The following is a 19,338-nucleotide window of genomic DNA, read 5'->3' on the forward strand; positions in this document are numbered from 1 at the left end:
GGTTACATTCCGAACCCGGAAGCTAAGCCTTACAGCGCCGATGGTACTGCAGGGGGGACCCTGTGGGAGAGTAGGACGCCGCCGAACTCCTTTTAATAGGGTTGGACCCGGAACTTCGGTTCCGGGTCCAACCCTTTTTTGTTGTGCGTCACCTGAAGTTCACGTTTCGCAACCAACATCCCAGACATGGGTACTGCTGCAATGCTCAGGGCCGCCGGCGTCGGAGTCGGTGACGAGGTTGTCGTACCGGCCTTCGGGAACGTCGAAGTCGCCGAGGCCGTGATCCTGGCCGGGGCGCTGCCGGTGTTCGCCGACATAGATCCGGTGACCTACTGCCTGGACGCCGACGCTGTCGAGGCGGTCGTCACCTCGCGGACAGCGGCTGTCGTCGCCGTACATCGTTTCGGACGGTGGGCCGACATCGCGCGGTTGCACGAGATCGGGCAGCGGCATGAGCTGTTGGTGCTGGAGCAGGGCGAGTCCGAGGCTCCGTACGACGAGATCGCTCAGCGTCGGCAGCGGGCCGCTTACCTGGACGCGAAGTTGAGGGGCGTACAGACGCCCGATGGTGGCGACGGGCACACCTATCAGCAGTACGTCGTGCGCGTGCCGGGGAACGGGCGGCCGGATCGCGACGCATTCGCTCGGGCCGTGCGGGCCAGGGGAGTTGAGTGCCGGGTGCCGGTGAAGACGCCCGTGCACAGGCTGCCCGAGTTCCGGCGGTGTGTGTCCCTGCCGCAGACCGAGCGGGCGGCTGATGAAACGTTGGCCCTGCCCGTCGACGCGGCTCTGACCAAGAAGGACATGCAGCGGATCGTGTCCGCCTGCAATGCGCTGGGGGGACTTCTCCAGCCCGCGTTCTGAGCGGGTTTGGGAGCACGGGTGTGTTCGGGGTATGATCTATTCCGTTGCCGCGAGGGAAACCTCGCAAAAGGTGACAGGCCCCTATAGCTCAGTCGGTAGAGCGTCTCCATGGTAAGGAGAAGGTCAACGGTTCGATTCCGTTTGGGGGCTCCAGACTGAAGGCCCCGCCCAATTGGGCGGGGCCTTTTGCATGTCTTCCCCCGTGTCGTCCTCGGCCCTAGTCCTTGTGAAGGCCAGGGACGCGCATGGCCAGGATGGCCATGTCGTCGGACGGGGCGTCCGAGGCGAAGCGTTCGACCGCGCGCATGATGCGGGCCGCCACTGCGCCCGCCGTCAGTCCCGTGCAGGTGGTGAGGACGTCGGTGAGGCCGTCGTCGCCCAGCATGCGGCTGCCCTCGCGGCGTTCGGTGACGCCGTCCGTGACACAGAGGAGGACGTCACCGGGGTCGAGGGTGACCGTCTGCTCGTAGAGCTCCAGGTCCTCCATGACACCGAGGAGCGGCTGGGGTTCGGCTGCCGGTTCGACCGTGCCGTCCTGGCGCAGGCGGAGGGGCAGGGGGTGGCCGGCGCAGACCACCTTCAGCTCGGCGCTGCCGTCCTCCTGAGGCCTCAACTCGCCGTAGAGGAGTGTCAGGAAGCGGCTGCGGGCGCCCTCGTCGAGGATCGCGGAGTTGAGGCGCTCCAGCACCGCCGGGCCGCTGAGCCCCTCACGCGCGAGGAGCCGGAGTGCGTGCCGGGCGAGGCCCGTGACCGCTGCCGCGTTCGGGCCCGTACCGCAGACGTCGCCGATGGCGAAGCCGTAGGCACCGTCGCTGATCGGGAAGAGGTCGTAGAAGTCACCGCCGACCTCGTTGCCCTCGCCGGCCGCGCGGTAGATGACCTCGACCTCGACGCCGTCGATCAGGGGCAGCTCGGGCGGCAGGAGGCTGCGCTGGAGGGACTGGCTGATGGCGGTGCGCTCGGAGTACAGGCGGGCGTTGTCCAGGGCCAGGGCGGCCCTTCGTGAGAGGTCCTCCGCCAGCTCCAGGATCTCCTGGCGGAAGTGTTCGTCCGTCGGCTTGCCGAGCGTCAGCATGCCGATGACGCGGTTGCGGGCCACCAGTGGCAGTACGACCGTCTCGCCGCCTACCGCGGACGCCGTGGCCAGGGTGGGGCCGATGCCGATGCCCGAGCTGACCCGGTGCGGGGGCTCGCCGAGGCCCAGGCTGCGCATGGATGTGCGCAGGGCCGCCTGATGGGCCGCCTGGGCCGGGGCCGACCAGACGCGGGCGCCGGGAGTGGGGACGGGGTCGGGAGGAGAGATCTTCGACAGCAAGGACTTAATGCCGTCGATGAGTTCCTCGTCCTCGTGCAGTACGTACGACAGGTACGGGTCCGAGGCCTGGTCGGCGATCGTGTAGACGGCGCACCAGGTGGCAAGGGTCGGGACCGTCATCTGGGCCATCAGGGCCAGGGTCTGGTCGCGGTCCAGGGTTCCGGCGAGCAGGTCGGAGGCCTCGACCAGGAAGCTGAGCGAGCCCCGGCGCAGGCGTTCCAGTTCGCCCAGGCGGGCCGACTCCACGGCCAGCGCGATGCGGTCGGCCGCGAACTGGAGGCGCAGCGCCTCCTCGTTGGAGTATCTCGCGGGGGCCTCGGCAGCGACGCCGAGGGAGCCGGTGAGGCGGCCCTCGACCTTCAGGGGGACGGTGACGACCGAGCGCATGCCGGTGCCCCTGAGAAGCGGGACGGCGCCGGGGACCATCGTGAGGTCCTCGTGGACCGCCGGCATCCGGGCCGACCCGTAGCGGCCGGGGCCCGCCTCGACGGGCACGCGCGCGAAGCGCTGGCGGGCGGAGGGCAGGCCGGTGGAGGCGCGGACCTCCAACTCCGTCTCGTCGTCGGTCGCCAGGAGCAGGAACGCCGAGTCGCCGTCGAGCATGTCGCGGGCGCGTTCCACCGTGCGCTGGAGGAGGCCGTCGAGGTCGTCCGGGGCGGGTGAGCCGATGAACACCTCGAACGGGTCCGTGCTCTGGGCCTCGTTGGTGGTGTCGGAGGCCGGGATGCGCAACGGGGTCTGCAGAACAGCCCGTTCGTGGTCCCGGACCAGGAGGCAGACCGTTGACGGTTCGCCGCCCGTGTCACGGACGCGGAGGTGGGAGGCGTACACCGGTGTGACGCGGCCGTTGGCGCCCCTTATGCCGTAGCTGCCTTCCCAGCGCGAGAGTTGGAGTGCCTCGGCGATTCCCGTGCTTGTGCCCGGGGTGTGCGGCCAGGCGGCGAGGTCGGTGAGGGGCTTGCCGGTGACCTGCTCGGCCGCATAGCCGAAGAGGTCCTCCGCGTCCTCGTTCCAGGACGAGATGGCGCCCGAACGGTCGATCTGGACGACCGCGACGCGGACGCGGCCGTCGGCGAGGGGGAGGAGGTCGGAAGGCAGGGACGGGCCCGCCGCGCGGGTGCCCACCGGGCGCTCGGGGAGGTCCAGTTGGAACCAGACCTGCTTGTGCGTGGGTGTGTACTCGACGCCCCAGCGGCCGGCCAGGGCCGCGCACAGCTGGAGGCCGCGGCCGCCCTCGCGGTCGGGGCTGCCCATGTTGACGGGCGAGCCCTGGAGGGGGATCTCGCGCTCCGGATACCGGTCGGCCACCTCGACGCGTACACCGTCGTCACTGCGCAGACACAGAACGTCCGCGGAGGTACCCGCGTGCACGACGGCGTTCGTCACCAATTCACTGGTGAGGACTACGGCGTCGTCGACGATGTCGGCGAAGCCCCAGCCCTGGAGTGTGTCGCGGACGAAGGAGCGGGCGCTCGCGACCGATCGCCCGACGGGGTCGAAGCTGGCTGCCGCGCGCGCGGTGATCACAGAACTCCTCGTCCGGTTGTCGACGTGCAAGGCCCCGTGGCCGGCCAGCTCGCGCCGCTGGTGCGGCATCTGCGCGCCAGTCGGCCGCTCCGGGGATTGTCCCCCCGGGATCAGTCCGGTGGTCATGTCCGGCTGCCCCTCCGATGCCCGCTCGTTGCTCCTCCTGCCACCGCCCAGGCCGGACGGACCGGCGCGGCTGGACAGCCGCATGCAAGGTTACTTACCTTCGCCGTCCATGCGGATGCCGGTCTGCAGTGTTTCCGTCCAGAGGGTGTGCGGACGATGTGCGAAGCTGCCGAACTGTTATGGCCGGGTTCGGCGGGGGTGAAACACTGGGCAAGCTTCTTGTGAAGGTCCGGGCAGGCCGAGTGTCGTTCGCGTATCGCGGGCAGCAGCACGTGGTGTGGCCTGGTATATCCGGCAGGAATACCCATCAGTAACGGGTACGCCGAACAGTAGAACCCGAGCACAGCAGTAACGGTCGACCCCTGCGGGAGGGACACAGTGGAGTCTGGCGCAGCGACGCGGGGCACTAAGACGCGCGCGAAAGGCGGACAGTCCCTGAGGAACGAGCGCAAAACGCGAGGCGGGACCACTGCGGTGGACACGGCTGCCCTGAACAGGCTGCTGACGGCCCTTGTGTCGATGCGCGACGGGAACTTCCGGAAGCGGCTCACGGTGTCCGGGGACGGCGTGATGTCGGAGATCGCGGCCGTCTTCAACGAGGTGGCCGACCGCAATCTTCATCTGACGGGTGAGTTGGCGCGGGTGCGGCGCATGGTCGGCCGCGAGGGCAAACTCACGGAACGGCTGGAGACAGGTGCCTGTGAGGGCTCCTGGGCGGCCGCCGTGGACAACTCCAACGCCCTGGTCGACGACCTCGTACGGCCCGTCTCCGAGGTCGGCCGGGTGCTGTCCGCGGTGGCCGACGGTGATCTGTCGCCGCGCATGGAGCTGCGGACGCAGGCCCAGGACGGGACCGGGCATCCCCTGCGGGGGGAGTTCCTCAAGGTCGGGCGGACTGTAAACAACCTTGTCGATCAGCTGTCGACGTTCACCGACGAGGTCACGCGCGTGGCCAGCGAGGTGGGCACCGAGGGCAAGCTCGGCGGGCAGGCACGCGTGCGTGGCATGTCGGGTTCGTGGAAGGACCTCACGGACTCCGTCAACACCATGGCGTACCGGCTGACGGCGCAGGTGAGGGACATCGCGCTGGTGACCACCGCGGTTGCCAAGGGTGATCTGTCCCGGAAGGTCACGGTTCACGTGGCCGGCGAGATGCTGGAGCTGAAGAACACCGTCAACACGATGGTGGACCAGCTGTCGTCCTTCTCCTCAGAGGTGACGCGAGTCGCGCGCGAGGTGGGCACCGAGGGCGAGCTCGGCGGTCAGGCGCAGGTGCCCGGTGTGGCCGGCGTGTGGAAGGACCTCACCGATTCGGTGAACCTCATGGCCGGCAACCTGACCGCGCAGGTGCGAGGAATCGCACAGGTGACGACCGCGGTCGCCAACGGTGACCTGTCGCAGAAGGTCACCGTGTCGGCACGCGGCGAGGTCGCTCAGCTCGCGGACACGATCAACCAGATGACCGAGACGCTGCGGATCTTCGCGGACGAGGTCACGCGCGTGGCCAACGAGGTCGGTGCCGAGGGCCGGCTGGGCGGCCAGGCGAACGTGCCGGGCGCGGCGGGCACGTGGAAGGACCTCACGGACTCCGTCAACACGGTGTTCCGGAATCTGACCATTCAGGTGAGGGACATCGCGGCGGTCACCACGGCCGTGGCCAACGGTGACCTGTCGCAGAAGGTCACGGTCGACGTGGCCGGCGAGATGCTCGAGCTGAAGAACACCGTCAACGGCATGGTCGACCAGCTGTCGTCGTTCGGTTCCGAGGTCACGCGTGTCGCGCGTGAGGTCGGTGTGGAGGGTGAGCTCGGCGGTCAGGCGCAGGTGCCGGGGGCCGCGGGGACCTGGAAGGACCTGACGGACTCCGTCAACACTGCGTTCCGCAACCTCACCGGCCAGGTGAGGAACATCGCTCAGGTGACCACGGCGGTGGCCAACGGCGACTTGTCGCAAAAGGTCACCGTGGACGTCTCCGGCGAGATGCTCCAGCTGAAGAACACCGTGAACACGATGGTGGACCAGCTGTCGTCGTTCGCCGACCAGGTCACGCGCATGGCCCGGGACGTGGGCACCGAGGGCCGGCTGGGCGGGCAGGCGGTCGTACCGGGTGTGGCCGGTACGTGGAAGGAACTCACCGACTCCGTCAACGGCATGGCGGGAAACCTGACCGCCCAGGTGCGCAACATCGCCCAGGTGACCACGGCCGTGGCCCGGGGTGACCTGTCGCAGAAGATCGACGTCGACGCGCGCGGCGAGATCCTGGAGCTGAAGAACACCATCAACACGATGGTCGACCAGCTGTCGTCCTTCGCCGACCAGGTGACCCTGGTCGCGCGTGAGGTGGGTACCGAGGGCCGCCTGGGCGGACAGGCGCAGGTGCCCGGCGTCGCCGGTGTGTGGCGTGACCTGACCGACTCCGTGAACGGCATGGCCTCCAACCTGACCGGCCAGGTGCGCAACATCGCCCAGGTCGCCACGGCGGTGGCCCGGGGTGACCTGTCCCAGAAGATCACCGTGGACGCGCGCGGGGAGATCCTGGAGCTGAAGAACACCCTGAACACGATGGTGGACCAGCTGTCGTCCTTCGCCGAAGAGGTCACGCGCGTGGCCCGTGAGGTGGGCACGGAGGGCATCCTCGGCGGGCAGGCCGAGGTGCAGGGTGTCTCCGGCACCTGGAAGGACCTCACGCAGTCCGTGAACTTCATGGCGAACAACCTGACGATCCAGGTGCGCAACATCGCCGAGGTCACGACGGCGGTCGCCAAGGGTGACCTGTCGAAGAAGATCACCGTCGACGCGAAGGGCGAGATCCTCGAGCTCGTCACCACCGTGAACACGATGGTGGACCAGCTGTCGTCCTTCGCCGAGCAGGTGACCCGGGTGGCCCGTGAGGTGGGCACGGACGGCATCCTCGGCGGCCAGGCGCACGTGCCGGGCGCCACCGGCATCTGGAAGGACCTCAGCAACAACGTCAACCTGATGGCCAACAACCTGACCGTCCAGGTGCGGAACATCTCCCAGGTCGCGGCGGCGGTCGCCAACGGCGATCTGACGCGGACGGTGACCATCGAGGCGCGCGGCGAGGTCGCCCAGCTCGCGGACACCTTCAACACCATGGTGAAGACGCTGAGTTCGTTCGCGGACCAGGTCACCAAGGTGGCCCGTGAGGTGGGCACGGACGGCATCCTCGGTGGTCAGGCGCATGTGCCGGGTGTGGCCGGTACGTGGAAGGACCTCACCGAGTCCGTGAACCAGATGGCGTCCAACCTGACCGGTCAGGTGCGCAACATCGCCATGGTCACGACCGCCATCGCCAAGGGTGACCTGACCAAGAAGATCGACATTGATGCCCGGGGCGAGATCCTCGAGCTCAAGACGACGATCAACACGATGGTCGATCAGCTGTCGTCCTTCGCGGAGGAGGTCACCCGAGTCGCCCGCGAGGTGGGCACCGAAGGACAGCTCGGCGGCCAGGCACGCGTGCGTGACGTCGACGGCACCTGGCGGGACCTCACCGAGTCCGTGAACGAGATGGCGGGGAACCTCACTCGGCAGGTGCGTGCCATCGCGCGCGTGGCGACCGCGGTGACCCGCGGTGACCTGAACCTGAAGATCGACGTCGACGCGTCCGGCGAGATTCAGGAACTCCAGGACTACATCAACAAGATGATCGCCAACCTGCGCGACACCACGATCGCCAACAAGGAGCAGGACTGGCTCAAGGGCAACCTCGCCCGGATCTCGGCACTCATGCAGGGCCGCCGCGATCTGGCGGACGTCGCGTCGCTGATCATGAGCGAGCTGACGCCGGTGGTGACCGCGCAGCACGGCGCGTTCTTCGTCGCCATGCCGCTGCTCGACGGCAAGGACCTGGCGGCCGAGAACGACGACCAGTACGAGCTGCGGATGCTCGGGTCGTACGGCTACTCGATGGGTTCGATGCCGACGTCCTTCCGGCCGGGGGAGGCGCTCATCGGGACGGCCGCCGAGGAGAAGCGCACGATCCTGGTGGAGAACGCGCCCAGCGGCTATCTGAAGATCTCCTCCGGGCTCGGCGAGGCGCCGCCCGCGCAGGTGATCGTCCTTCCGGTGCTGTTCGAGGGCAAGGTGCTCGGCGTGATCGAGCTGGCTTCCTTCACGCCGTTCACGCAGATCCAGAAGGACTTCCTCAACCAGATCGCCGAGATGATCGCGACCAGCGTCAACACCATCTCCGTCAACACCAAGACCGAGGTGCTGCTGAAGCAGTCGCAGGAGCTGACCGAGCAGCTCCGTGAGCGGTCCGAAGAGCTGGAGAACCGGCAGAAGGCCCTCCAGGCGTCCAACGCCGAACTGGAGGAGAAGGCCGAGCTGCTGGCCCAGCAGAACCGCGACATCGAGGTGAAGAACACCGAGATCGAGGAAGCGCGGCAGGTCCTGGAGGAGCGTGCCGAGCAGCTCGCGGTCTCCATGCGCTACAAGAGCGAGTTCCTCGCCAACATGTCGCACGAGCTGCGTACGCCGCTCAACTCGCTGCTGATCCTGGCCAAGCTGCTCGCCGACAACGCGGAGGGCAACCTCTCGCCCAAGCAGGTCGAGTTCGCCGAGACCATCCACGGCGCCGGCTCCGACCTGCTCCAGCTGATCAACGACATCCTCGACCTGTCGAAGGTCGAGGCGGGCAAGATGGACGTCTCCCCGACGCGTATCGCGCTCGTGCAGCTCGTCGACTACGTGGAGGCCACTTTCCGGCCGCTGACCGCGGAGAAGGGTCTGGACCTGTCCGTACGGGTCTCGCCGGAGCTGCCCGCCACCTTGCACACCGACGAACAGCGACTGCTGCAGGTGCTGCGCAATCTGCTGTCCAACGCGGTGAAGTTCACCGACTCCGGGTCGGTCGAGCTGGTCATCCGTCCCGCAGGGATGGACGTGCCGCAGAAGATCCGCGAGCAGCTGCTGGAAACCGGCTCGCTGACCGAGGCGGACGCACCGCTGATCGCGTTCTCCGTGACCGACACCGGCATCGGGATCGCGGCCAGCAAGATGCGGGTGATCTTCGAGGCGTTCAAGCAGGCGGACGGCACGACCAGCCGTAAGTACGGCGGTACGGGGCTGGGGCTGTCGATCTCGCGGGAGATCGCTCAGTTGCTCGGCGGTGAGATTTACGCGCAGAGCGAGCCGGGACGCGGCTCGACGTTCACGCTGTATTTGCCGCTGCACCCGAGCGAACTGCCTCCGCACGGCTACCAGCAGCAGTTGCCGTCCCTCGACGCGGGCGACCTGGTGGCCTCGGCGGCCGAGCTGGCGGAGCTGGCCGACGTGGAGATCGAGACGCCGGCCGAGGTGCGGTCGTACCGGGAGACGCAGAACGGTGCCGCCGCGCTCTTCAGGCGCCGCCGCAGGGCCGCCCACGAGCTGGAACAGCGACCGGCGCAGCAGGAGCAGTGGTCGGCGCCCGAGCAGACCAGGGCGCCGAAGTCGCTCCGGGGCATCCGCTTCGGTGGCGAGAAGGTGCTGATCGTGGACGACGACATCCGCAACGTCTTCGCGCTGACCAGTGTCCTGGAGCAGCATGGCCTGTCCGTGCTGTACGCGGAGAACGGCCGTGAGGGCATCGAGGTCCTGGAACAGCACGACGACGTGGCGGTCGTCCTGATGGACATCATGATGCCCGAGATGGACGGATACGCGACGACCACGGCGATCCGCAGGATGCCGCAGTTCGCCGGACTCCCGATCATCGCGCTGACCGCCAAGGCGATGAAGGGCGACCGGGAGAAGGCGATCGAGTCGGGCGCCTCCGACTACGTGACCAAGCCGGTCGACCCCGATCATCTGCTGGCGGTGATGGATCAGTGGATGACCGAGCAGTGACGGCAGCTGACAGTGTTCACGCGGAGTTGCTGACTCAGTGTGCTCGAAGCCGTGTAGAAGTGCGGGATTCGGGGAACCTTCTGGTCTCCCGCTACGTTTCTGCTACGTGCACAGTGACATCGCGGTGACAGGGTGTGGCGACAGGCGGGGTGCGGCTACCATGACCGGCACGAGGGCGGGCGGCGTAACGGAGTCGTCCCCTGGGGCGGAGCCCGGTGCACTGCCGGGGCGAGGAGGGCGGGCCATGGTGCAGAAGGCCAAGATCCTCCTGGTCGATGACCGGCCGGAGAATCTGCTGGCGCTGGAGGCGATCCTCTCTGCGCTCGATCAGACCCTGGTGCGGGCATCGTCCGGGGAGGAAGCGCTCAAAGCACTGCTGACGGACGACTTCGCGGTCATTCTGCTGGACGTCCAGATGCCGGGAATGGACGGTTTCGAAACCGCGGCGCACATCAAGCGGCGAGAACGGACCCGCGACATCCCGATCATCTTCCTCACGGCGATCAACCACGGCCCGCATCACACCTTCCGCGGCTACGCGGCGGGTGCGGTGGACTACATCTCCAAGCCGTTCGACCCGTGGGTGCTGCGGGCGAAGGTCTCGGTGTTCGTCGAGCTGTACATGAAGAACTGCCAGCTGCGTGAGCAGGCGGCGCTGCTGCGGCTCCAGTTGGAGGGCGGCGACAAGGCCTCGGGTGCCGACTCGAAGGAGCCGGCGGGGCTGCTGGCCGAGCTGTCTGCGCGGCTGGCCGCCGTCGAGGAGCAGGCCGAGGCGCTGTCCAAGCAGCTTGACGACGACTCGGCCGATGCGGCAGCGGTGGCCACGGCGGCTCATCTCGAACGCAAACTCACCGGATTGCGGCGGGCGCTCGACGCGTTGGAGCCGGGCACCGGAAGCACGTCGTCGGTTCCCTCGCAGAACTGACGTCGTGGTGGCGCGTGTTGACGCGCGCACATATCCGGGCCGTCCGACGCGTGAGCGGCCCGTGAACCGGCGTCAGTTCACCGCCCCCGCAAGGGCGACACGAACGGGTGAAGCAGTGGGCACACGTGTCCGCTGTCTTCTCCACCGGTAACCTCACACCCATGGCCTCACGTCCCTCCGCAGCCAAGAAGCCGCCCGCAAAGAAGGCGGCCGCTTCGGCGAAGGCTCCGGCGAAGAAGGCCGCCGCCAAGAAAGCCCCCGCGAAGAAGGCGCCGGCCAAGAAGGCCGCGGCGAAGAAAGCCGCGCCCGCGCCCAAGCCGGCGCCCAACCCCACCGGGGGCATCTACCGCCTCGTACGCGCCGTCTGGCTCGGGCTCGCACACGCGGTCGGCGCGGTCTTCCGCGGCATAGGGCAGGGCGCGAAGAACCTCGACCCCGCCCATCGCAAGGACGGCATCGCGCTGTTGCTCCTCGGGCTCGCGCTGATCGTCGCCGCCGGCACCTGGTCCAATCTGCGCGGTCCCGTCGGTGACCTCGTCGAGATCATCGTGACCGGCGCCTTCGGCCGGCTCGACCTGCTCGTGCCGATACTGCTCGCCGTCGTCGCCGTACGGTTCATCCGGCACCCCGAGCAGCCCGAGGCCAACGGCCGTATCGTCATCGGCCTGTCCGCGCTCGTCATCGGCGTGCTCGGCCAGGTCCACGTCGCCGTCGGCTCGCCCGCCCGCAGCGACGGCATGCAGGCCATAAGGGACGCCGGCGGGCTGATCGGCTGGGGCGCGGCCACTCCGCTGACGTACGCCATGGGCGAGGTCCTCGCCGTACCGCTGCTCGTGCTGCTCACGATCTTCGGCCTGCTGGTCGTCACGGCCACGCCGGTCAACGCCATCCCGCAGCGGCTGCGGCTGCTCGGTGTGAAGCTCGGGATCCTGCCCGACCCCGAAGAGGACGACGAGTACACCGACGACGAGCGCTACGACGACCAGTGGCGCGAGTCGCTGCCCGCGGCCCGTGGTCGCAAGCGCCGTACGGCCCCCGAGGCGTACGACCCCGACAGCGCCGAGCAGGAGGCCCTCTCGCGGCGTCGCGGCCGTCCGAGGCGCTCGGCGGTGCCGCAGCCCGAGATGGAACGTCCCATGGACGCCGTGGACGTCGCCGCGGCCGCCGCTGCCGCGCTCGACGGCGCCGTCCTGCACGGGATGCCGCCCTCGCCGATCGTCGCCGACCTCACCCAGGGCGTGAGCGTGGGCGACCGCGCGGAGACCACTCCGGTGCCGACGCCGGTCCCGGCCGCGCGGCCCAAGCAGGAGAAGGTCCCCAAGTCCGAGGGGACCAACCTCGGCAAGGCCGAGGTCCCGGACCTCACCAAGGCCGCGCCCGACCAGATGCGCGACCTGCCCGCGCGCGCCGAACAGCTCCAGCTGTCCGGTGACATCACGTACTCGCTCCCGTCGCTCGACCTCCTCGAGCGCGGCGGCCCCGGCAAGTCGCGCAGCGCCGCCAACGACGCCATCGTCGAGTCGCTCACCACCGTCTTCACCGAGTTCAAGGTCGACGCCCGCGTCACCGGCTTCACGCGCGGGCCGACGGTCACGCGCTACGAGGTCGAGCTCGGGCCGGCCGTGAAGGTCGAGCGGATCACCGCGCTGACGAAGAACATCGCGTACGCGGTCGCCAGCCCGGACGTGCGGATCATCAGCCCGATCCCCGGCAAGTCCGCGGTCGGCATCGAGATCCCCAACACCGACCGCGAGATGGTCAACCTCGGTGACGTGCTGCGCCTCGCGGCCGCCGCCGAGGACGACCACCCGATGCTGGTCGCGCTCGGCAAGGACGTCGAGGGCGGCTACGTGATGGCCAACATCGCGAAGATGCCGCATGTGCTGGTTGCCGGCGCCACCGGTTCCGGTAAGTCCTCCTGCATTAACTGCTTGATCACTTCGGTGATGATGCGGGCGACCCCCGAGGACGTCCGCATGGTCCTGGTCGACCCCAAGCGAGTCGAGCTGACCGCGTACGAGGGCATCCCGCACCTGATCACGCCGATCATCACCAACCCGAAGCGCGCCGCCGAGGCGCTCCAGTGGGTCGTACGGGAGATGGACCTTCGGTACGACGACCTGGCTGCGTACGGCTACCGGCACATCGACGACTTCAACGAAGCCGTTCGCAACGGCAAGGTGAAGTCGCCGGAGGGGAGTGAGCGCGAGCTCCAGCCGTACCCGTACCTGCTGGTCATCGTGGACGAGCTCGCCGACCTGATGATGGTCGCGCCGCGTGACGTCGAGGACGCGATCGTGCGCATCACGCAGCTCGCGCGCGCGGCCGGCATCCACCTGGTGCTCGCCACGCAGCGGCCGTCGGTCGACGTCGTCACCGGTCTCATCAAGGCGAACGTCCCCTCACGGCTCGCGTTCGCCACGTCCTCGCTCGCGGACTCGCGCGTCATCCTCGACCAGCCCGGCGCCGAGAAGCTGATCGGCAAGGGCGACGGGCTGTTCCTGCCGATGGGTGCCAACAAGCCCACGCGTATGCAGGGTGCGTTCGTGACCGAGGAGGAGGTCGCGGTCGTCGTCCAGCACTGCAAGGACCAGATGGCGCCGGTCTTCCGGGACGACGTCGTCGTGGGGACGAAGCAGAAGAAGGAGATCGACGAGGACATCGGCGACGACCTCGATCTGCTGTGCCAGGCGGCCGAGCTGGTGGTCTCCACGCAGTTCGGTTCGACGTCGATGCTCCAGCGCAAGCTGCGGGTCGGGTTCGCCAAGGCGGGGCGGCTGATGGACCTCATGGAGTCCCGCAACATCGTCGGACCGAGCGAGGGCTCGAAGGCTCGTGACGTTCTTGTGAAACCTGATGAGCTGGACGGAGTGCTCGCCCTGATCCGCGGGGAGGCTTAAAAGAGTCCGGGGCGGAAAAGCGACACAGTGATGGCCCCCGACGGGTGGGTGATGAGTCGATGTCCGATCGTGACTCACCCGTAAGGGATCATTGAGCAACCGTTCCCCTTCGGCGTACGTCAAGTTGAAGGAAGCGCGACAATCCCGTACTCCCACCATCGGCATGTCCGGCCATACCGATGGCGTACAAAGTCCCACCGCCCGGTTGCCCCACCCTTTCGTACCCCCCCTAGACTGAACCTGCAGCACAGGTGGCTTAAACGCTCGAAAGGCGCCCCCGTGTCCATCGGCAACTCCCCTGAAGACGAGCGTCCGTTCGAAGACGTGTCCGAGGAAGCCCGCCCCTCGATCGGCCGTGCCCTCCAGCAGGCCCGTATCGATGCCGGGCTGACTGTCGACGACGTCACCAACGCCACCCGGGTCCGGATCGCCATCGTGCATGCCATCGAGGCGGACGACTTCGCCCCCTGTGGCGGCGACGTGTACGCCCGTGGTCACATCCGGACCCTGGCCAGAGCCGTCCACCTCGATCCTGCCCCGCTCCTCGCCCAGTACGACGACTCGCACGGCGGACGACCGGCGCCGACCCCGGCCGCCCCTCTGTTCGAGGCGGAGCGCATCCGCCCCGAGCGGCGCGGGCCCAACTGGACCGCGGCGATGGTCGCCGCCATCGTCGCCGTGATCGGGTTCGTCGGGTTCACCGCGTTCAAGGGCGAGGACGAGGGCGGCAAGTCGGCGGTCGCCGAGGGCGGCTCCACGCCGACGGCCGACAAGACCACGCCCACGCCGAAGACCGACAAGCCCAAGGACCCCAAGCCGTCGGACAGCGCCATCGCCGCCGTCCCCCAGGACAAGGTGACCGTCCAGGTCAGCGCCGCCGACGGAAGGAGCTGGGTCGCCATCAAGGACCACAACGGCCGGCTCCTCTTCGACGGCCTCCTCAAGCAGGGCGACTCCAAGACCTTCCAGGACAGCGAGAAGATCAATCTCGTCCTGGGTGACGCCGGCGCGATCGACCTCTACGTCAACGGCAAGAAGATCGAGGACGACTGGCAGCCGGGCGCCGTGGAGCGCCTCACGTACACGAAGGGCGACCCGCAGGCCGGATAAGTCTGGCTCAAGGGATTGGTTGTGGACGGGGTTGGCCAAGATCGGCCAACCCCGTCGACGTGGGCTGTCAGTGAGACAAAGTAGTCTTGAGCCCATGCCTGAACGCCGTACCGTCGCACTCGTCACTCTTGGCTGCGCCCGTAACGAGGTGGACTCGGAGGAGCTCGCAGGCCGCTTGGAGGCGGACGGCTGGGACCTCGTGGAGGACGCCGGGGACGCGGACGTCGCCGTCGTCAACACGTGTGGCTTCGTCGACGCCGCCAAGAAGGACTCCGTCGACGCCCTCCTGGAGGCCAACGACCTCAAGGGGCATGGGAGAACCCAGGCCGTCGTGGCGGTGGGCTGTATGGCCGAGCGGTACGGCAAGGAGCTCGCCGAGGCCCTCCCCGAGGCCGACGGCGTGCTCGGCTTCGACGACTACTCCAACATCTCGGACCGCCTGCAGACCATCCTGAACGGCGGCATCCACGCCGCACACACCCCGCGCGACCGGCGCAAGCTGCTGCCGATCAGCCCGGCCGAGCGGCAGGAGTCCGCGGCCGAGGTCGCGCTGCCCGGGCACGCGCCCGTCGATCTTCCGGAAGGGCTCGCTCCGGCCTCCGGTCCGCGCTCGCCGCTGCGCCGCCGTCTCGACGGCGCCCCGGTCGCCTCGGTGAAGCTCGCCTCCGGCTGCGACCGGCGCTGCTCCTTCTGCGCCATCCCGTCCTTCCGTGGCTCCTTCATCTCGCGCCGGCCCAGCGACGTGCTGAACGAGACGCGGTGGCTTGCCGAACAGGGCGTGAAGGAGATCATGCTGGTCTCCGAGAACAACACCTCGTACGGCAAGGACCTGGGCGACATCCGGCTGCTGGAGTCCCTCCTGCCGGAGCTCGCCGAGGTCGACGGCATTGACCGTGTCCGCGTCAGCTACCTCCAGCCGGCCGAGATGCGGCCCGGCCTCATCGACGTGCTGACCTCGACGCCGAAGATCGCCCCGTACTTCGACCTGTCCTTCCAGCACTCCGCGCCCGACGTGCTGCGCTCGATGCGCCGCTTCGGGGACACCGACCGCTTCCTCGAGCTGCTCGACACCATCCGCGGCAAGGCACCGCAGGCCGGTGTGCGCTCCAACTTCATCGTCGGCTTCCCCGGCGAGACCGAGGCCGACCTCGCCGAGCTGGAGCGATTCCTGAACGGCGCGCGGCTGGACGCCATCGGCGTCTTCGGCTACTCCGACGAGGACGGCACGGAGGCCGCGACCTACGAGAACAAGCTCGACGAGGACGTCGTCGCCGAGCGGTTGGCACGTGTCTCCCGGCTTGCGGAGGAGCTCGTCTCGCAGCGGGCCGAGGAGCGCCTCGGGGAGACGCTGCACGTGCTCGTCGAGTCGGTGGACTCCGAAGACGGGGACGGCACGTACGGCCGTGCGGCCCACCAGGCACCGGAGACGGACGGCCAGGTGCTGCTCACGAGCGGCGAGGGACTGAGCATCGGTCGTATGGTCGAGGCGAAGGTGGTCGGCACGGAAGGTGTCGACCTGGTGGCCGAGCCGCTCCAGGGCACGCTCGCGTGTAGTGAGGAGGCTGGCAGATGACCGGAGTTCCGGCGTCCGCCGCGGGTGGCGCCTCCCAAGCGGGTGCGGCAGGCAAAGCGAGTGCCGTGAGTTCGTCCAAGGCCGGTGGCTCGAAGGCGGGCGGCTCGAAGACGGGCGGCGCCGAAGCGGGCGTCCCGGGCGGTGCGAAGCCCGCGCGCGGCAAGAAGATCGCGGCCGCGGCCGTCAACCAGGCCAGCGTCTGGAACATCGCCAACCTGCTGACCATGCTCCGGCTGGTCCTCGTGCCCGCGTTCGTGGCGCTGATGCTGGCCGACGGCGGATACGACCCGGCGTGGCGCTCGCTGGCCTGGGCCGCCTTCGCCGTCGCCATGATCACCGACCTCTTCGACGGTCATCTGGCGCGGGCGTACGACCTGGTCACCGACTTCGGGAAGATCGCCGACCCCATCGCCGACAAGGCGATCATGGGGGCGGCGCTGATCTGTCTGTCCGCGCTGGGCGATCTGCCGTGGTGGGTGACCGGCGTCATCCTCGGCCGGGAACTCGGGATCACGCTGCTTCGTTTCATCGTCATCCGGTACGGCGTGATCCCGGCGAGCCGCGGCGGCAAGCTGAAGACCCTCACGCAGGGCGTTGCCGTCGGGATGTACATCCTGGCGTTGACCGGCTGGCTGGCCACCCTGCGCTGGTGGGTGATGGCCGCGGCGGTCGTGCTGACCGTGGTGACCGGGCTCGACTATGTGAGACAAGCCATTGTGCTGCGCCGGCAAGGAATCGCAGAGCGCAAGGCCGCGTTGGAGGAGACGGAAGCGTGAGTTCTCCGGCCGCCGACGTGGTGCGACTACTCGTAGTGAACGGTGAGACGCTCGCTGTCGCCGAGTCGCTGACCGGCGGACTGGTGGCGGCGGAAATCACAGCCGCCCCTGGGGCATCCAAGGCCTTCCGGGGATCGGTGACCGCCTACGCCACCGAGCTGAAGCATGAGCTGCTCGGCGTCGACGCCGCCCTGCTGGCACAGCATGGAGCAGTGAATCCGCAGGTCGCGGCCCAAATGGCGGCCGGGGTGCGCAAGGCCCTGGGAGCCGACTGGGGCGTTGCCACGACCGGCGTAGCGGGGCCGGATAAGCAGGACGGACAGCCCGTGGGGACTGTGTTCGTGGCCGTGGACGGACCCGTCGGCCGCGGTTCCGGTTCCGCCGGTGGCGGAAAAGTGGAGGCCCTGCGGTTGAACGGCGACCGCGCGGAAATTCGTATGGAGAGTGTACGGAGCGTACTCGCGCTCCTCCTGAAGGAGCTTGCGAGCGAACACAGTGGGAATGAGCGGGCACAGGATACGGAACAGAACGGGGGGTTTTGATGTTTGCAGCCCTGAGTGAACACGACATCGCTCCCCGCACGGCCGCGGCGCAAGGCGGTACGGTGGGGCGTGAAGGATGCGGCTACGCGGTCCGAGGAGGGAGCCACCGATGATTCTGCTCCGTCGCCTGCTGGGTGACGTGCTGCGTCGGCAGCGCCAGCGCCAGGGCCGTACTCTGCGCGAAGTCTCCTCGTCCGCCCGAGTCTCGCTCGGCTATCTCTCCGAGGTGGAGCGGGGGCAGAAGGAGGCTTCCTCCGAGCTGCTTTCCGCGATCTGCGACGCGCTTGACGTACGGATGTCCGAGCTCATGCGGGAAGTGAGCGACGAGCTCGCCCTCGCCGAGCTGGCCCAGTCTGCTGCGGCCACTCCGAGCGAACCTGTACCCACGTCGGTCCGCCCGATGCTGGGTTCCGTGTCGGTGACCGGTGTGCCACCGGAACGGGTGACCATCAAGGCGCCTTCCGAGGCCGTCGACGTGGTCGCCGCCTGACGGTGACCATCGGGCGCGTGGACTGACCATGCGCTGAGATGTGTGTGGGGCCCCGGCCGGGCCTTCTCCAGGGAGCCCTGGGGGAGTGCGGTCGGGGTTTCGTGCTGTTCGGGGACTTCTGTGCTGTGTGCGGGCCCTGGCCCGGCCACGTGGCGCCTTGCGTCCGTTTGCCGGTGTGGGGCCCGGCGGTCATGGTGGAGGGTGTGATCGGCGCCTGACGCGCTGTGATGGCGTTGGCCCGCGCTGCATCCGTGTGCCGCCGGTGCGCCCTCCCGGCGGGTGAACGGGCGGCCTAGCCTCGGGCTGGAGGTGAGCGGATGGCACGGCCGATAGCGCGCTGGGGGGTGATCCTCGGGTTCGGGGCGCTGTGGTGGTGGGCCGTGCTGCGGCTCGCGCTGACGCCCGACGCGGGGGTGCTGGAGGGCGCCGTCGCCGCGGGAGGGTGGGGGCTGAGCCTGTTGCCGGTGCACTGCGTGCCGAAGGGGCGGGCCGCGGGAGCCGTCGACTCGCGGCGGTGGGCTCGGGCCTGGCAGGTGGGGCGGGCTACCACGGCATCGCCACACCGCCGTTCGGACGCAGGATCTGCCCCGTCGTGAAGGACGAGGCGTCGGACGCCAGATGCAGCACCGCGTGCGCGATGTCCGCCGCTTCGCCGACCCGGCCCAGCGGCGACATACGGGCCATGAGTGCCTCGGTGTGTGTCTGGGCCGCGCTGTCGTGGCGGTCGGTCATGGGCGTGCGGATCCAGCCCGGGGCGACCGCGTTGACGCGGATGCCGTGCGGGCCCATCTCCGTCGCCAGCGTCTTGGTGAGCTGCACGACGGCCGCCTTGGCCGCGCCGTAGCAGAGCAGGCCCGGGCCGCCGGTGTCCACGGCGCCGGAGGCCATGGTGACGATGCTGCCTCTGACGTGCTGGGCGAGCATCGCGCGGGCCGCCTCCTGGCAGGCGTACAGCACTCCCTTGAAGTTGACGTTCAGTACCCGGTCGAGGTCCTCGTCGCGGGTCTCCAGGACCGGGCTGCTGTGCATGATCCCGGCGACCGCGGCCATCACGTCGAGTCGTTCGCAGGATGCGACGGCTTGCTGGAGCTGCTCGCGGTCGGTCACGTCGAGGTGATGGGTGCGGGCGGTGCCGTCGCTCGATTTGATCAGGGTCGCCGTGTCGTGCAGGCCCTGCGCATCACGGTCGGCGCAGTGCACGGTTGCGCCGGCCTCGGCGAGGAGGACGGCCGAGGCACGGCCGATGCCGCTGGCGGCGCCGGTGACGAATGCAGTGCGTCCGGTGAGGTCGTACGCCTTGACGGCCATGAAGGGACGGTACGAGCAATTCTGACGGA

12 protein-coding genes, 1 tRNA gene and 1 rRNA gene are annotated in these 19,338 nt (G+C 68.7%); 12 read left to right on the forward strand and 2 right to left on the reverse strand.

What is annotated here, in order from left to right; translation table 11 throughout:
* From rrf to ACWGDB_RS36805, 3 genes are all read left to right on the forward strand, one after another.
* Positions 1-87 (forward strand): 5S ribosomal RNA (gene rrf, locus ACWGDB_RS36795); the annotation flags it as partial.
* Positions 88-201: 114 nt separating this feature from the next.
* Complete coding sequence (locus ACWGDB_RS36800; protein WP_453826486.1) at positions 202-864, forward strand: DegT/DnrJ/EryC1/StrS family aminotransferase; 663 nt, start codon at positions 202-204, stop codon at positions 862-864.
* A gap of 77 nt (positions 865-941) precedes the next feature.
* Positions 942-1,017: transfer RNA gene (locus ACWGDB_RS36805), tRNA-Thr, on the forward strand.
* Between the two features lie 64 nt (positions 1,018-1,081).
* On the opposite strand, the gene ACWGDB_RS36810 is transcribed toward ACWGDB_RS36805, so the two are convergent.
* Positions 1,082-3,832, reverse strand: a complete 2,751-nt coding sequence (locus tag ACWGDB_RS36810) for a SpoIIE family protein phosphatase (protein WP_453826445.1) — start codon at positions 3,830-3,832, stop codon at positions 1,082-1,084.
* 378 nt (positions 3,833-4,210) lie between these two features.
* On the opposite strand from ACWGDB_RS36810, the gene ACWGDB_RS36815 reads away from it, so the two are divergent.
* The 9 genes from ACWGDB_RS36815 (at position 4,211) to ACWGDB_RS36855 (ending at position 18,597) form a co-directional block, all read left to right on the forward strand.
* On the forward strand, positions 4,211-9,685 hold the full coding sequence (locus ACWGDB_RS36815) for a HAMP domain-containing protein (RefSeq protein ID WP_453826446.1): 5,475 nt from the start codon (positions 4,211-4,213) through the stop codon (positions 9,683-9,685).
* A gap of 244 nt (positions 9,686-9,929) precedes the next feature.
* Positions 9,930-10,610, forward strand: coding sequence for a response regulator (locus ACWGDB_RS36820; RefSeq protein WP_453826447.1), 681 nt, complete (start codon positions 9,930-9,932; stop codon positions 10,608-10,610).
* 161 nt (positions 10,611-10,771) lie between these two features.
* Positions 10,772-13,510 carry a DNA translocase FtsK gene (locus tag ACWGDB_RS36825; protein ID WP_453826448.1) on the forward strand — a complete coding sequence of 913 codons (2,739 nt, stop codon included), beginning with the start codon at positions 10,772-10,774 and terminating at the stop codon, positions 13,508-13,510.
* A gap of 279 nt (positions 13,511-13,789) precedes the next feature.
* On the forward strand, positions 13,790-14,620 hold the full coding sequence (locus tag ACWGDB_RS36830) for a helix-turn-helix domain-containing protein (protein ID WP_453826449.1): 831 nt from the start codon (positions 13,790-13,792) through the stop codon (positions 14,618-14,620).
* 94 nt (positions 14,621-14,714) lie between these two features.
* Entirely contained in the window at positions 14,715-16,193 is a 1,479-nt protein-coding gene (rimO, locus tag ACWGDB_RS36835) for a 30S ribosomal protein S12 methylthiotransferase RimO (protein WP_453826450.1), read from the forward strand.
* Positions 16,190-16,969: a CDP-diacylglycerol--glycerol-3-phosphate 3-phosphatidyltransferase gene (pgsA, locus tag ACWGDB_RS36840; protein WP_453826451.1), complete on the forward strand. Its 780-nt coding sequence runs from the start codon at positions 16,190-16,192 to the stop codon at positions 16,967-16,969. Before rimO ends, pgsA begins: the two co-directional genes overlap by 4 nt.
* A complete protein-coding gene (locus tag ACWGDB_RS36845; RefSeq protein ID WP_453826452.1) occupies positions 16,966-17,511 on the forward strand; it encodes a CinA family protein in 546 nt (181 codons plus the stop codon). The genes pgsA and ACWGDB_RS36845 overlap by 4 nt, the downstream gene beginning before the upstream one ends.
* A gap of 109 nt (positions 17,512-17,620) precedes the next feature.
* On the forward strand, positions 17,621-18,001 hold the full coding sequence (locus ACWGDB_RS36850) for a helix-turn-helix domain-containing protein (protein ID WP_062700236.1): 381 nt from the start codon (positions 17,621-17,623) through the stop codon (positions 17,999-18,001).
* Between the two features lie 317 nt (positions 18,002-18,318).
* A complete protein-coding gene (locus ACWGDB_RS36855) occupies positions 18,319-18,597 on the forward strand; it encodes a hypothetical protein (RefSeq protein WP_453826453.1) in 279 nt (92 codons plus the stop codon).
* Here the strand turns inward: ACWGDB_RS36855 and ACWGDB_RS36860 are convergent.
* A complete protein-coding gene (locus tag ACWGDB_RS36860) occupies positions 18,545-19,309 on the reverse strand; it encodes an SDR family NAD(P)-dependent oxidoreductase (protein WP_453826454.1) in 765 nt (254 codons plus the stop codon). The two genes, ACWGDB_RS36855 and ACWGDB_RS36860, sit on opposite strands and share 53 nt — an antisense overlap.
* Between the last annotated feature and the right edge of the window lie 29 nt (positions 19,310-19,338).

The organism is Streptomyces sp. NPDC055013 (genome assembly GCF_053608645.1).

What these genes read in the sequence shown, in the direction of transcription:
- ACWGDB_RS36810 (WP_453826445.1), bottom strand. Translation starts at nt 3,832, where the DNA reads ATGACCACCGGACTGATCCCGGGGGGACAATCCCCGGAGCGGCCGACT.
- ACWGDB_RS36800 (WP_453826486.1), top strand. Translation starts at nt 202, where the DNA reads ATGCTCAGGGCCGCCGGCGTCGGAGTCGGTGACGAGGTTGTCGTACCG.
- ACWGDB_RS36855 (WP_453826453.1), top strand. Translation starts at nt 18,319, where the DNA reads ATGGCACGGCCGATAGCGCGCTGGGGGGTGATCCTCGGGTTCGGGGCG.
- rimO (WP_453826450.1), top strand. Translation starts at nt 14,715, where the DNA reads ATGCCTGAACGCCGTACCGTCGCACTCGTCACTCTTGGCTGCGCCCGT.
- ACWGDB_RS36825 (WP_453826448.1), top strand. Translation starts at nt 10,772, where the DNA reads ATGGCCTCACGTCCCTCCGCAGCCAAGAAGCCGCCCGCAAAGAAGGCG.
- ACWGDB_RS36850 (WP_062700236.1), top strand. Translation starts at nt 17,621, where the DNA reads ATGATTCTGCTCCGTCGCCTGCTGGGTGACGTGCTGCGTCGGCAGCGC.
- ACWGDB_RS36820 (WP_453826447.1), top strand. Translation starts at nt 9,930, where the DNA reads ATGGTGCAGAAGGCCAAGATCCTCCTGGTCGATGACCGGCCGGAGAAT.
- pgsA (WP_453826451.1), top strand. Translation starts at nt 16,190, where the DNA reads ATGACCGGAGTTCCGGCGTCCGCCGCGGGTGGCGCCTCCCAAGCGGGT.
- ACWGDB_RS36860 (WP_453826454.1), bottom strand. Translation starts at nt 19,309, where the DNA reads ATGGCCGTCAAGGCGTACGACCTCACCGGACGCACTGCATTCGTCACC.